Source organism: Pseudomonas sp. URMO17WK12:I11, assembly GCF_007677725.1.
Classification (GTDB): domain Bacteria; phylum Pseudomonadota; class Gammaproteobacteria; order Pseudomonadales; family Pseudomonadaceae; genus Aquipseudomonas.
On the sequence record NZ_VEDF01000001.1, the window covers coordinates 465497 to 478900 of the forward strand.

Genomic DNA, 13404 nt, shown 5'->3' on the forward strand with positions numbered 1-13404 from the left:
CCTAGAACGCGCGCAGCATTTCCCAGAACGATGCGCCTACACCCATGATGCTTTCCCCAGCGATCAACCCCGCTGCTGTTGTGATCGCAAAGCGCTGGGTAATGTTCGGCCAACGGCAACTGACCAGCCAGGTCAGTACCGCGCCCAAGCCCATCATCAGGCTGATCGAGGCCGGCAGTATGAAGGCCAGGCCCAGCGCCGCGGTGCTCGGCAAGCAACGGGCGATGCGCGGTGCCAGCCTGCTGTCCAGCACGCCGAGCAGCACACCCATGGCACTGCCGGCGACGATCGCCCACTGCACCGCAGGCGACAGTGCGCCGAGGCCCTGGGTCAGGGTCTGCGCAACGGCTTTCCAGGTCGCCACCGCAGGTGCCGGCCACTGGCTGGTAAGCAACTGGCTGTGCGGGTCGGGGATCAGCATCAGGTACACCAGCACGCCAACCACGCTGCCGAGGAAAATGCCGATGCATTGCGCGATCAACTGCTTGTGCGGCGTCGCGCCGATGGCCTGGCCGACCTTGAAATCGTTCATCAGGTCAGTCGACTGCCCGGCGGCGCCACCGGCGGTATTGGCGCTCATCAGGTTGATCGCCACCTGGCCAGGGGCGACCACGCCGAAGCTCAGCTGCGACAGCTTGCCGATGGCGCCGATCGGCGCGATACCGGTGGCGCCAACCACGCGGGCAGCGACCACCGCCAGGCACACGGCCAGCGGGATGCTCAGCAGCGCCATCCACCAATCGATGCCGAACAACAGCGCCTGCAGGGTGACGACCAGGGCGACCGCAGTGAACAAGCCTGCGATCGGCCAAGGCGACAGGCCCACGCTGGCCTGGGCAGGGAAGTGCGCGCGGCGCTGCTGGGACCGCCGTTTGCGTCCTTGCAGCAGGCGCATCGCCAACGAGGTCAGGGTCGCGCACACCATCAGGCTGACCCCGGGCCATAGCAACCACTCCACCAGTGCGGCAAATTGTGGGCCGCTGGCGTTGGCATCGAGCGTCACCCAGCCCTGCGCAATCAGTGCTGGGGCCAGACCACCCCAGGCCAACGCTGCGCCGCCGAGCAAGGTCAGGCCCACGCGCAGGCCGATGATGCCGCCGAAGCCGATCAACAGCAGCGACGGATCAAGGGTGAAGGTCAGCCGCTCAAGCGCCGGCGTCGGCGCCCAGCGCGGTATGCTCCAGAGAAAGCCATCGAGCCATTTCACCGCTGCCGATAACAACCCGGCGCTGCACAACACCTTGATCCGCGCCAGGGCTTCGCTGCCCTCGTTGTAGATCTGCTGCAGGGTTTCCAGCGTCGCCATACCCTCCGGAAACTTCAGATCTGCATCGTTGAGCAGGGTGGGGCGCAGGTACCAGGCGATCCAGATGCCGAGGAAGCTCACCGAAAATACCCAGGCCATCATCGGCAGCGGGTCCAGCTGCTGCCCGGTCAGCAGGGTATAGGCGGGCAGCGGCGCGACCAGGCCACCGGAAACGATCGAAGCGGCCGCCGAGGCCACGGTCTGGTTGATGTTGCTTTCATGCAGCGTCCAGCTGGGCTGTGCGCTCGAACGGGTAGCCAGACGCTGCCACAGGGCGAAGCCGACCAGCAAGGCGATGATCGACATGTTGAACGACCAGCCGATCTTGAGCCCGGCATAGACATTGGAGGGGGTGAGCAAGATGCCCAGTACCGCGCCAGTCAGCACCGCGCGCAGGCTCAGCTCCCGATGCGGGCCAAGCGGCGGGAGGGCGGTGGGTGAAGCGTTTGCCATGGCAATCCTTTGTCGATATCGCGCGCGAGGGTCTGCTCAACTGAGCGCCATTTGCCCTGAAGGTTCACCCCGCCGCGCCTGCGGCGCGGTCACTGGTTCGGCCACTTCGCCAGCAGGATCGAGACGAATTTTTCCGCTGCTGGCGACAGCGAGGCGCCGCGCCGATAGACCAGGCCCAGAGTGCGCGTAACCACCGGCTCGGTCAGCGGCACGCTGACCAGGGTAGGGTGGTCAGCCGCCGGCATCGCCAGGCTAGGCATCGCGGAAATGCCAAGCCCCGCCTCGACCATGCCCAGCGAGGTGGACAAGTGCTGCACCTCGTAGAACCACTTGGGGCGAAAGCTCAGGCCCGCCAGGGCATGGTCGAGCAGCATGCGATTGCCGCTCAGGCGGCCCACGCCGATCAATCGGTAGTCGGCAAGCTCGGCCCAGGTCACTGCCCGGCGCTTGGCCAAGGCGTGGTCGCGGCGGCAGGCCAGTACGAAGTGCTCCTCCACCAAAGGCACGAATTCGATATCCGGATGCTGCCCGCTCATCATGTTGATGCCAAAGTCAGCCTCGCCACGCAACACCGCTTCGAGCCCATCATTGGCGCTCAGGTCAAGTAATCGGATGCGGATCTTGGGGTATTGCTCGTTGTAATCGCGGATCACCGAGGGCAGAAAATAGAAGGCTGCCGTCGGGATGCAGGCCAGGGTCACTTGTCCGGTCTGGCGCTCGGCCAGTTCACGAATGCTCATGATCGAGTCTTCGAAGTCATCGAGCAGGCGTCTGGCCTTGGGAAGAAAATCACGCCCGACGCTGGTCAGCCCGACGCGCCGGGTGGTGCGTTCGAGCAAGGGAGTGCCGAGGCCGTCCTCGAGCTTCTTGATTCGCCTACTGAGCGCCGATTGCGACACATGCAGCGCTTCGGCTGCCTCGTGAAAGCTGCCAATTTCAGCGATCTTCACGAAAGATCTGACATCTACCAGTTCATATTCCATGCTCGGCGCTCGGTCAGCAGTCGGTTTGTTTGTTCGCGAAACGCAATAATCGCTCCGATCTTTGCATTGGATTGATTTATCGCGGCCTGTCACTCTTGTTTCTAACACATCAATGAAGCCTATTGATCAACAAGAGTCAGAAATCATGCAACGTATTCCCTGTGTACTGATGCGCGGCGGTACCTCCAAAGGCCCGTTTTTTCACGCCTGGGACTTGCCGACCAATGTGGTGGAGCGCGACGAGTTGCTGATCAACCTCATGGGCTCGGGCCATGAGCTGGAAATCGACGGAATAGGTGGCGGCAGCCCGCAGACCAGCAAGGTGGCGATCATCAGCCCCTCGTTGCATGCCGATGCCGATGTCGACTACCTGTTCGTGCAGGTCATGGTCGCCCAGCGCCGCGTCGACACCGCCCCGAACTGCGGCAACATGCTGTGTGCGGTGGGGCCGTTTGCCATCGAGCAGGGGCTGGTCAAGGCCGATGAAGGCACTACCCTGGTGCGCATTCGTAACCTCAATACCAACACGTTCGTCAACTCACGGGTGCAGACCCCTGGCGGCGTGGTGCGCTACGAGGGGCGTACAGCCATCGATGGCGTGCCGGGCACTGCCGCGCCGGTGCACCTGACCTTCCTCGACGCCGTGGGCAGCAAGACCGGCAAGTTGTTTCCCACCGGCAACGCCCGGGATGTGATCGACGGCGTGCCGGTCACCTGCATCGACATGGCCATGCCGATGATGATCGTCGATGCCCGTGAACTGGGCGTCAGCGGCAGCGAAACGCCGGCGCAGCTGGATGCCGACGGGGCCTTGCTGCAGCGTCTGGAAGCGCTGCGGATCAAGGCCGGCAAGGCCATGGGCCTAGGCGATGTCAGCGCCATGGTGATTCCCAAGCCGGTGCTGGTTTCGCCGCCGCGGTACGACGGCACCCTGCAGGTGCGCTATTTCATGCCGCACAACTGTCACCGCGCCCTGGCGATTACCGGCGCGATAGGGCTGGCCACTGCCTGCGTCAGCCCTGGCACGGTAACCCGGCAACTGCTTGGCGAGGCTGCCGAGCAGTTGAGCGAAGTGCGCCTGGAACACCCCAGCGGCGGCATCGACGTGGCCCTGACGCGCAGCGGCGCCGATGGCAAGACCTTGCAGGCGTCGGTGGTGCGCACCGCGCGACGGCTGTTCTCAGGTTTCGTGTATGCCGCGCAGGCGCGCAGGCTGGCGGGCTGATCCGTACGACCCAGATACCCATTCGATAAGCGCATCCATACAATTTCAAAAAGGGTGATGCCGATGAAACTCGTCAAATCGCTGTACTTCCAGATCATCTGCGCCGTCCTGCTGGGCGTGGTGGTCGGCCACTTCTGGGCGCAACAGGCCGTTGCGCTCAAACCGCTGGGCGATGCCTTCATCAAGTTGATCAAGATGATGATCGCCCCGGTGGTGTTCTGCACCATTGTTACCGGCATCGCCGGCATGACCGACAAGCGCTCGCTGGGGCGGCTGATGAGCAAGACGTTGTTGCTGTTCTTGATCCTCACGGTCATCAGCCTGATGATCGGCCTGGCGGCGGTCTATCTGCTGCGCCCGGGCGTGGGCATGAATATCGACCCCTCGACCCTCAGTACAGCGGGCCTGAGCCAGTACACTGCATCGGCTGCCAAGTTGTCGGTAGTGGACTTCTTCATGCACATCATCCCCGACACCTTCGTCGGCGCCTTCAGCAAGGGTGAAGTGCTGCCGGTGCTGTTCATCGCCGTGCTCAGTGGTTTTGCCTTGTCCTCCATGGGCGAGAAGGGCAAGCCGGTGCTGCACGTGCTGGAGTCGGCCTCGGGCATGGTGTTCCGTATCTTCGGCTACCTGATGCGCTTCGCCCCGGTCGGTGCGTTCGGCGCGCTGGCGTTCACCGTGGGCCAGTACGGGGTCACCTCGCTCGGCTCACTGGCCAAGCTGATTGGTACGTTGTATATCGCCTGTGCGTTCTTCGTGCTGGTGGTGCTCGGTGGCCTGTGCCGGGCGCACGGGTTCAGCCTGTGGAAACTGCTGCGCTACTTGCGCGAGGAGTTTCTGGTGGTGCTCGGCACTTCGTCCACCGAGCCGGTGATGCCGCGCATGCTGGAAAAACTCGAGGCACTGGGCTGCAAGAAAGGCGTGGTCGGCCTGGTGCTGCCCACCGGCTATTCGTTCAACCTCGATGGCACGGCGATCTACCTGTCGCTGGCGGCGATCTTCATTGCCCAGGCCTGCAACATCGACCTGACGCTTGGCCAGACCGTCACCATGCTTGCGATCATGCTGCTGTCCTCCAAGGGGGCTGCAGGGGTCACCGGCAGCGGCTTCGTTGCGCTGGCCTCGACCTTGACCGTGATCCACGACATTCCGCTGGCAGGGTTGGCCTTGTTGATCGGTATCGATCGCTTCATGTCCGAGGCGCGGGCGCTGACCAGTCTTGCCAGCAACGCGGTCGCCACCGTGGTGATCTCACTGTCGGAAAACGCCTGCGAACGGCAGACCCTGCTGCGCGCACTCGACCGCGGCGCAGCGCTGCCGAGTCCCGCGCTGGCTGAACAAAGCCAGTGGTCGGCGCCGCCTCGGCAGATCGGCTAAGCCCCAGCCAAGCCCCCAGACGTTGATTAAAATCCCACTGAGCATCGGCACGATGCGCAGTGGGCAGGCGGCCTGCTGCCCGCAGCAAGCCTTGCACAGAATAAAAACAAGAGAACCCAATCATGCTCGCATTGCTTGGACTGGTCATGGTGGTGACCTTCACCTACTTGATCATGAGCAAACGCTTGTCGCCCATCGTTGCCCTGACGGTGGTGCCGATCGTCTTCGCGGTCATCGGCGGTTTCGCCCCGACCACCGGCAAGATGATGCTCGATGGCTTGAAGATGGTCGCACCGTCCGCCGCGCTGCTGCTGTTCGCCATCCTGTTCTTCGGTTTGATGATCGACGCCGGCCTCTTCGACCCACTGATTCGCAAGATTCTCAAGCGCGTCAACGGCGACCCGATCAAGATCGCCATCGGCACTGCGCTGTTGTCATTGCTGGTGGCCCTGGACGGTGACGGCACCACCACCTACATGATTACCTGCGCGGCGATGTTGCCGCTGTACAAGCGCATCGGCATGAACCCGATGGTGCTGGCCACGGTAGCGATGCTGTCGTTGAGCATCATGAGTGGGCTGAGCCCTTGGGGTGGACCGGCCACCCGTGCCATCGCAGCCTTGGGGCTGGATGCCAGCGAGTACTTCATCCCCATGCTGCCGACCATGGCCGGTGGCGCTGCCTGGGTGGTGTTCACGGCGTTCTGGCTGGGCCGCGCCGAGCGCAGGCGCATCGGCAACATCAAGCTCGAGTCTGGCGGGGGTAACTGCTACATCAAGGCGATTCTCGAGGACACCCCGCACAAGCGCCCGCGCCTGGCCTACATCAACCTGGCGCTGGTGGTGGCAGTGATGATCGCGCTGGTGCTGGGCGTGATGCATGCGGCGATCCTGTTCATGATCGGCTTCGTCGCCGCGCTGATGATCAACTACCCGCAACTCGAGCTGCAAAAGGAGCGAATTCTCGCGCACTCGGGCAATGCCATGACGGTGGTGCTGCTGGTGTTCGCTGCGGGTATCTTCGCCGGCATCTTCTCCGGCACCAAGATGGTCGATGCGCTGGCGCAGACCTTGGTCGACTGGATTCCCGACTCGTGGAGCCACTGGTTCCCGCTGGTGGTGGCGCTGACCAGCATGCCGCTGACCTTCGTGCTCTCCAACGACGCCTACTACTTCGGCGTGGTGCCGATCCTGGCCAACGCTGCAGCGGCCTACGGCATCGATCCGTTGGAGATCGCCCGCGCGTCGGTACTCGGCCAGCCGGTGCACCTGATGAGCCCATTGGTGGCTTCCACGCTGCTGCTGTTGGGCATGGTCGACCGGGATATCGGCGACTTCCAGAAAGCCACCGTCAAATGGGCGGTGCTGACTTCGCTGGTCATCACCGCCCTGGCCGTCGCTACCGGCGCCTTGTCGTTCTTCGTCTGAGACGGGCCGGGCAGCAAGCTGCGCCCGGCCTTCGCGCCAACAACAATTAAAAGAGCATCGAACATGACGCCTGTCATTCTGCGTGTCGCAACCTGCGGCCTGCTGTGCGGCTGCTTGCCCGTTGCCGGCGCTGCCGGCTTGATCGACGACAGCAAGCTCAAGCTGCAGCTGCGCAATGTGTACTTCAATGAAAACTTCCGTGACGAGCAAGGCATGAGCGCGCGCGCCGCTGCCAACGCGAAGAGCGAGCGGGTCGAGTGGGCCCAAGGCGCGCTGCTCGACTACCAGTCCGGGTTTACCAGTGGCACCCTCGGCCTGGGCGTGGATGCGCTGGGGTTGCTGGGCGTGCGGCTCGACTCCGGTCGCGGACGCAGCGGTACGGGCTTGCTGCCGATGCATGACGATGGCCGCGCGGCGGACGAATTCAGCAGCGCCGGGTTCACCGCCAAGGCCAGGCTGGGCAAGACCGTGGTACGCCATGGCACGTTGTTGCCCAAGTTGCCGGTACTGGTGCATAACGACGCCCGTCTGTTGCCGCAGACCTTCCAGGGCACCCAGTTGACCAGTACCGACATCGACGGCCTGGCCTTCACCGCCGGGCGCCTGGAGCGTTTCAAACAACGCGATTCAGCCGACAGCACGGGCTTGTATGCCGACGGCTACGCAGGTCCGGAATCAGGCGACTTCAGCTTCGCCGGTGCAGACTATGCGCTCGGCAAGGGACTGCGCATCAGCCTGTATCAGGGCCAGCTCGATGATTTCTACCGTCAGCGCTATCTGGGTCTGGTGCATGAACTGCCCATCGGCGCAGGCGTGTTGACCACCGACCTGCGCTACTTCCAAAGCCGCGACCACGGTGCCGGCTACACAGGCAGCCTGGACAATCACATGTACAGCGGGCAACTGGCCTACAGCCTGGCGGGGCACACTTTCGGCGCCGGCTACCAGGTACTCGACGGCCAGGGCGGGCTGCCCTACGTCAGCGGTGCGACGGTGTATTCGTTCAGCAACGTTGGGATCGGCAAATTCATCGAGGAGGACGAAAAAACCTGGATGGCCAGTTATGCCTACAACTTCGCGGCCGCTGGTGTGCCGGGCCTGACGTTCATGGCGCGCTACCTGAGCGGCGATAACGGCCGCTCGGGCGAGAACGGGCTGGCCGAATGGGAACGGGACATGGAGCTGGCCTACGTGGTGCAGGCCGGGCCGGCGAAGGGCCTGGGAGTGAAGCTGCGTAACTACGTGTACCGCTCGGACTTTGCCCGTGGGCGCGACAGCAACCGCATCTACCTGACCTACGACATCGCCATCTGGTGAGGCCAGACCGGGGGACCGATCTGGCCTGACGCCGGGCGAATCAGCCGGCCTTGTGTGGCAGTGGCTTCAGGCCGCTGTCCTCGATGGCGGCGTCGGCCTTGGGCGATGCCAGGTAGTCGAGCAGCGCCTGGGCCTCGGCACGGTGCTGGCTCTTGCTGACGATGGCGCCGGAATACAGGGTCATCTTTTGCGCCTCGTCCGGGATCAGCCCGACGATATCGATCCCTTTGACGGGCTTGAGCTCGCTCAACTGTTGAAAGCCGATTTGCGCCTGGCCGCGCGCGACCACCGCGCCGACCGGCTCGGCCGGGATCATGTGCGCCTTGCTCGCGAACGGCTCACCCAGCTGCAGGCGCGGGAACAAGGTGGTGGACAGGTACACGCCGCTGGCGCTGTCGGAATAGGCCACCGAGGTGCTGTTCAAGAGGGTGGTGCGCAGGGCTTTCAGGGTGCTGATGTCGGGTTTGGGCGCACCGTGACGCACGGCCATGGCGATGTACGATTCGCCCAGGTCGACGCGGCTGGCCTTGTCGACCTGGGCAGCGCTGAGTGTGTCCAGCGCTGCGCCGACCATCAGCACCACGTCGGCCTGTTCGCCACGGGCCAGGCGGTTGGGCACGGCCTGGGGCGTCTGGCCCATGGACGGGGCGGCCAGCACCTGCAGCTTCACGCCGAACTGCTTTTCATAGGCTGGCGCCACTTCGCGAATGGCGCCCATGATGCCGCCAGAACTCAAGACGGTCAGGGTGTGCGCATCAGGCCCGGCATCAGCGGCCGAACAGGCGAAGGCGGTGGTCAACAGGGCAGCGCAAGACAGCACACGAAGCATCGCAATGTTCCTAGTGGTGAAAGATCAGCATGTTAGCGCTGCGCGACGGCAAGCGGGGTTAAGCGCAGGTTAAGAATCTTTCACATCGCCGCGCCCCCGCGCGCGCTGGGAGGTGCGTGGGCGGCATGCCAGCCTGTATCCTTGCACCCTGCCAGCCTCGGAATTCGGATTGTCCATCAGGTACTCACGTGAAGCGCGACGTTCACCTTGTTGTCCTCTTGCTTTTGGTCATTGGTTGCTCGTTGGCGTCGCTGACGCTGTGGAAAGTGATGGACTCACGCCGCCATGCCCTGGATGAAATCAACACCCACGGCCTGAACCTGACCCAGGCGCTGTCGAACTACGCCGAGGGTATGGTACGCCAGAGCGCCGTGGTCCTCACCGGGCTGGTGGAGCGCCTGGAAACCGAGGGCAGCGGGCCTGTGCAGATCCGTCGCTTGCGCCAGCTGGTCGCGCGGTTGCAGCCGTTGATGCCGCAGTCCAGTGGCATCACCGTCTATGGCCGGGACGGTCGCTGGTTGATGTCTTCGGACCACCCGATCCCGGCAGGACTCAACAGCGCCGACCGTGGCTACTTCATTCATCACCGCGATGACCCATCGCGTGAGCCTTTCATTGGTCTGCCGATTCGCAGTCGCTCCAACCAGGTGTGGGTGATCACCATCAGCCGCCGCTTCAACGATGCAGCTGGGCAGTTCGCCGGTGTGGTGGCGGTGACCCTCGGCGTAGAAAACTTCCTGCAGCTGTTCGGCCAGATCGACGTGGGCCGCGACGGCGCGATCGGGCTGTCCTACACCGACGGCGCGATGCTGGTGCGCTACCCGTTCCGCGAGCAGGACATGGGGCGCAACTTTTCTCAGTCGCCGATCTATGCCAAGTACCTGGTCGACAACGCGGTGGGCACGGCATCGTTCACCTCGAGCCTGGATGGCGTCGAGCGCCTGTACGCCTTTCGCAAAAGCGACAAGCTGCCGCTGGTGACCACCGTTGCCCTGGGCAAGCGCGAGGCGCTGGCAGCCTGGCAACTGGAGGCGCAGCTGTCGTTGTTGGTGGTGTGCGGTTTACTGGGCCTGACCGGCCTCATCGGTTGGTGGTTGCTGCGTGCCATGCGCAGGCGCAGCGATGCCGAAGGCGAACTGCGCGTGGCCCAGCAGCACCTGCTCGACAGCAACCGGCAACTTGAGCGTCTGGCCATGCACGATGCCCTGACGGGCCTGGCCAACCGCCGCTGTTTCGATGAAACCCTGCACCAGGAGTTCGCCAGGGCCCGGCGCAATGGCACGGCGCTGGCGCTGCTGATGATCGATGTCGATCATTTCAAGGCGTACAACGATCACTATGGCCACCTGGCAGGCGATGCGTGTCTGCAACAGGTGGCCCAGCGCCTGTCCAGCTGCGTGCGCCGCCCGCCCGACCTGCTGGCCCGTTACGGCGGCGAGGAGCTGGCGGTGGTGCTGCCCGAAACCGATGCAGCCGGCGCTGTGGCGGTCGCCCAGGCGATGCTCGTCAGCCTGGGCCAGGAACCAATCGCGCATCGCGCAAGTCCCTTCCAACAGGTGACCGTGAGTATCGGTATTGCCAGCGTGAGCGGCAGCCCACGGGACAGCGAGCAAGCCTTGCTTGCCTGCGCAGACCAGGCCTTGTACACCGCCAAGGCCGCAGGCCGCAATCGCCTGCAGGTCGGCTGAACAACGGCGCCGAAGGCCGCTGCCCGAGGTGCTCCCTGTGGCTTCTTGCGAGACTGCATCCTTGGACAATTCAAGGCCTTGTGCATCACACCAGCGTGCCCTCGACTGGCTGAACTTCTTTCTTGCCGATGTGCGCGACGGCCTCGGTCCCTACCTGGCGATCTACCTGCTGGCGGTGCATCAGTGGCAGCCGGCGAGCATCGGCCTGGTGATGTCGGTGGCTGGGGTCGCGGCACTGCTGACTCAAACCCCGGTCGGCGCCTTGACCGACCGCACGCCGGCCAAGCGCACCCTGATCGTCATTGCGACGTTGTTGGTCACTGGTGCCTGCCTGCTGCTGCCGTGGCTGTCCACGTTCGGCTGGGTGGCCGTGACCCAGACCCTCAGCGCCATGGCCGGTGCCGTGTTTGCCCCCGCCATCGCCGCGATCTCTCTGGGCATCTGCGGGCCCAAGGCGTTCACCCGGCGGGTAGGGCGCAACGAAAGCTTCAACCATGCGGGCAACGCCGTGTCGGCACTGTTGGCAGGGGTATTGGCGTATGCCTTTGGCCCTGTCGTGGTGTTCTACCTCATGGCGGTCATGACCGTGGCCAGCATCGTGGCCGTCAGCCGCGTGCCGGCGGCGGCCATCGATCATCAACTGGCCCGTGGCCTGGCCCACGCGCCGGGCGCTGAGGAACACCCGGCGGGCTTGCGCCTGCTACTGCACAACCGCACCTTGTTGCTGTTCGCGGTGTGCTGTGCGCTGTTCCACCTGGCCAACGCGGCCATGCTGCCATTGGTGAGCCAGAAGCTGTCTCAGGTCGATATGCGCCTGGCTACCACTTTGACCTCGGCCTGCATCGTTGCCGCGCAGCTGGTCATGGTGCCGATGGCCTGGCTGGTGGGTGCCAAGGCCGAGCAGTGGGGGCGCAAGCCGTTTCTGTTGGCTGGTTTTCTGATCCTGCCCCTGCGCGGCGCGCTGTACGTGTTTTCAGACAGCCCGTTCTGGCTGGTGGGCGTGCAATTGCTTGACGGTGTGGGCGCAGGCATTTTCGGCGCGCTGTTCCCCATCGTGGTGCGCGATCTGACCGAGGGCACTGGGCGCTTCAATGTCAGCCTCGGGGCGCTGACCACCGTATTCGGTCTTGGCGCTGCGCTCAGCCCTGGCATCGCCGGGCTGGTGGTGCAGTCGGCCGGTTACGATGCGGCATTTCTGACCTTGGCCGGCATCGCCGCGGTAGCGTTCGTGCTGGTGTGGGCCGCGGTGCCGGAAACCATGGCAGACAACGCACGGTCATCGGTACCGTCGGCCACGCCAGTCGGCCCGGCAGCCTGATACCGTGGCGGGCAATTGCCTTGAACCGTCGGTCTCAGGGCGTTGCCCAAATGTTGACCACAAGAGGACAGCAACATGACTGAACAGAACAAGGATCAGCAGCAATCCCAGGTGCCGGCCCATTCGACGGAAGAAGAAAAGGCTCGCCTGAAAGACAAGAACAAGGACGGCATCCCGCCAGGCGCCGAGTGACATGGCGCCTGTGTGCTGACAGGGCAGGGAGGGGCGCGGATCACCACGGGATCTGTTGCCCGTCCCAGGCCCAGAACCCGCCACTGTCCAGCGGCTCGACCCGGCTCACCAGGTCGAGCAGGCACTGCGCGGCAAAGCGCGTAGCGAACAGCTTGCCCGCTGGGACATTGGCTTGGAAAGGCCGCGACAGCTGAGTATCTGTCGTGCCAGGGTGCAAGGCCAACACCGTGGCCTGTGGATTGAGCCGCTTGAGCTCGATGCTCGCGGTGTGCAGTAGCTGGTTGAGCGCCGCCTTGCTCGCGCGATAGCTGTACCAGCCGCCCAGCCGATTATCGCCAATCGAGCCGACGCGGGCCGACAGGGCGGCAAAGGTTGTCGGCTGTTGACGCAGCAGTGGCATGAGGTGCTTGAGCAGCAGGATCGGCGCGAAGGCGTTGGTCGCAAAGCTCGCCTGCAGGCCGGCCAAGTCTAGCTGTGCCAGGGACTTCTCCGGCTTCGCACCGTCCTGATGCAGAATGCCCAGTGTACTGATGACCAGATGCAGGTGTTGGCTGACTTGCCTGATCTGCGTCGCCAAGGCGGCTAGCGCCTGCTCGTCACGCGCATCGCAGGCGATGACGATCAACCGCTCACCATGCTGCGCCGCCAGCGCTGCCAGTGCTTCGCTGTTGCCTGCGCTTCGCGATACGGCCCACAGGCGTGCCACGTCATCGCGTGCCAGCAGCATTTCGCACAGGGCCAGGCCTATCCCGGCGCTAGCGCCGCATACCAGTGCATCGGCAGTGCCGTCCAGATTGGGGATCAGACTCATTGGGGACCTCGGGTCAGGCGGTTGGGCAGGATGTTTTCATGCCGCTTGTCGCAACTGAGGCACTCAGCGGCGTTTGAGTTCCTCAGAGTTATAGGTGCGGATCGGCTGCACCGCAGATTGGAGAATTATCATGGCGATCGATCACAACGGCCCTGACGCCCCGTACCCAGGGCCAGCCGAAGGCGACACCGAGCAAAACGCAGGCCACGGCTCAGGGCTTGAGCAGACGCCATCGGAGCCCAAGCAGGGTACAGGTGAGGCATGGTCGGCCAATCGTCCAGAGGACTGGAACCCACCACCGGGCAATCCGGGTTCCGATCAGGACTCTCAAGTACCGCGTGACAACGGCACCGCGCGCACCCATGAAGATCCGCCGCTGCACAGCGACGACGATGCGCCCATCGAAGAGGAGCTCAAGGACGTCGAGGCGAACAATTCGGTGTCCAGCGAGCATCCCAAGCCGTGATAACCCGGTGAC

At 64.1% G+C, this 13404-nt stretch carries 11 protein-coding genes; 7 read left to right on the forward strand and 4 right to left on the reverse strand.

Annotated elements, in window-relative coordinates; genetic code table 11:
• Position 1: 1 nt before the first annotated feature.
• Positions 2–1759 (reverse strand): OPT family oligopeptide transporter, encoded by a 1758-nt coding sequence (locus FS665_RS02375; protein ID WP_145182771.1) that lies wholly within the window; start codon positions 1757–1759, stop codon positions 2–4.
• Between the two features lie 89 nt (positions 1760–1848).
• A complete protein-coding gene (locus FS665_RS02380; RefSeq protein ID WP_145182774.1) occupies positions 1849–2742 on the reverse strand; it encodes a LysR family transcriptional regulator in 894 nt (297 codons plus the stop codon).
• A 145-nt stretch (positions 2743–2887) separates the two neighbouring features.
• On the opposite strand from FS665_RS02380, the gene FS665_RS02385 reads away from it, so the two are divergent.
• The 4 genes from FS665_RS02385 (at position 2888) to FS665_RS02400 (ending at position 8088) form a co-directional block, all read left to right on the forward strand.
• Entirely contained in the window at positions 2888–3967 is a 1080-nt protein-coding gene (locus FS665_RS02385) for a 4-oxalomesaconate tautomerase (RefSeq protein WP_145182777.1), read from the forward strand.
• Between the two features lie 63 nt (positions 3968–4030).
• Positions 4031–5344, forward strand: coding sequence for a C4-dicarboxylate transporter DctA (gene dctA, locus FS665_RS02390; protein ID WP_145182797.1), 1314 nt, complete (start codon positions 4031–4033; stop codon positions 5342–5344).
• 122 nt (positions 5345–5466) lie between these two features.
• Complete coding sequence (locus FS665_RS02395) at positions 5467–6771, forward strand: CitMHS family transporter (protein ID WP_145182800.1); 1305 nt, start codon at positions 5467–5469, stop codon at positions 6769–6771.
• Between the two features lie 63 nt (positions 6772–6834).
• Complete coding sequence (locus tag FS665_RS02400; RefSeq protein ID WP_145182803.1) at positions 6835–8088, forward strand: OprD family porin; 1254 nt, start codon at positions 6835–6837, stop codon at positions 8086–8088.
• A gap of 40 nt (positions 8089–8128) precedes the next feature.
• Here FS665_RS02400 and FS665_RS02405 read toward each other — a convergent pair whose 3' ends face one another.
• Positions 8129–8917 carry a substrate-binding domain-containing protein gene (locus FS665_RS02405; protein ID WP_145182805.1) on the reverse strand — a complete coding sequence of 263 codons (789 nt, stop codon included), beginning with the start codon at positions 8915–8917 and terminating at the stop codon, positions 8129–8131.
• A gap of 188 nt (positions 8918–9105) precedes the next feature.
• Here FS665_RS02405 and FS665_RS02410 point away from each other — a divergent pair, with 188 nt between their 5' ends.
• Positions 9106–10605, forward strand: a complete 1500-nt coding sequence (locus FS665_RS02410; protein ID WP_145182810.1) for a sensor domain-containing diguanylate cyclase — start codon at positions 9106–9108, stop codon at positions 10603–10605.
• 61 nt (positions 10606–10666) lie between these two features.
• Positions 10667–11923 (forward strand): MFS transporter, encoded by a 1257-nt coding sequence (locus FS665_RS02415; RefSeq protein ID WP_178108282.1) that lies wholly within the window; start codon positions 10667–10669, stop codon positions 11921–11923.
• A gap of 232 nt (positions 11924–12155) precedes the next feature.
• On the opposite strand, the gene FS665_RS02420 is transcribed toward FS665_RS02415, so the two are convergent.
• Complete coding sequence (locus FS665_RS02420) at positions 12156–12926, reverse strand: SDR family NAD(P)-dependent oxidoreductase (protein ID WP_145182816.1); 771 nt, start codon at positions 12924–12926, stop codon at positions 12156–12158.
• 130 nt (positions 12927–13056) lie between these two features.
• On the opposite strand from FS665_RS02420, the gene FS665_RS02425 reads away from it, so the two are divergent.
• Positions 13057–13392 carry a hypothetical protein gene (locus FS665_RS02425; RefSeq protein ID WP_145182819.1) on the forward strand — a complete coding sequence of 112 codons (336 nt, stop codon included), beginning with the start codon at positions 13057–13059 and terminating at the stop codon, positions 13390–13392.
• Positions 13393–13404: the final 12 nt, after the last annotated feature.

What these genes read in the sequence shown, in the direction of transcription:
- FS665_RS02375 (WP_145182771.1), bottom strand. Translation starts at nt 1,759, where the DNA reads ATGGCAAACGCTTCACCCACCGCCCTCCCGCCGCTTGGCCCGCATCGG.
- FS665_RS02380 (WP_145182774.1), bottom strand. Translation starts at nt 2,742, where the DNA reads ATGGAATATGAACTGGTAGATGTCAGATCTTTCGTGAAGATCGCTGAA.
- FS665_RS02385 (WP_145182777.1), top strand. Translation starts at nt 2,888, where the DNA reads ATGCAACGTATTCCCTGTGTACTGATGCGCGGCGGTACCTCCAAAGGC.
- dctA (WP_145182797.1), top strand. Translation starts at nt 4,031, where the DNA reads ATGAAACTCGTCAAATCGCTGTACTTCCAGATCATCTGCGCCGTCCTG.
- FS665_RS02395 (WP_145182800.1), top strand. Translation starts at nt 5,467, where the DNA reads ATGCTCGCATTGCTTGGACTGGTCATGGTGGTGACCTTCACCTACTTG.
- FS665_RS02400 (WP_145182803.1), top strand. Translation starts at nt 6,835, where the DNA reads ATGACGCCTGTCATTCTGCGTGTCGCAACCTGCGGCCTGCTGTGCGGC.
- FS665_RS02405 (WP_145182805.1), bottom strand. Translation starts at nt 8,917, where the DNA reads ATGCTTCGTGTGCTGTCTTGCGCTGCCCTGTTGACCACCGCCTTCGCC.
- FS665_RS02420 (WP_145182816.1), bottom strand. Translation starts at nt 12,926, where the DNA reads ATGAGTCTGATCCCCAATCTGGACGGCACTGCCGATGCACTGGTATGC.
- FS665_RS02425 (WP_145182819.1), top strand. Translation starts at nt 13,057, where the DNA reads ATGGCGATCGATCACAACGGCCCTGACGCCCCGTACCCAGGGCCAGCC.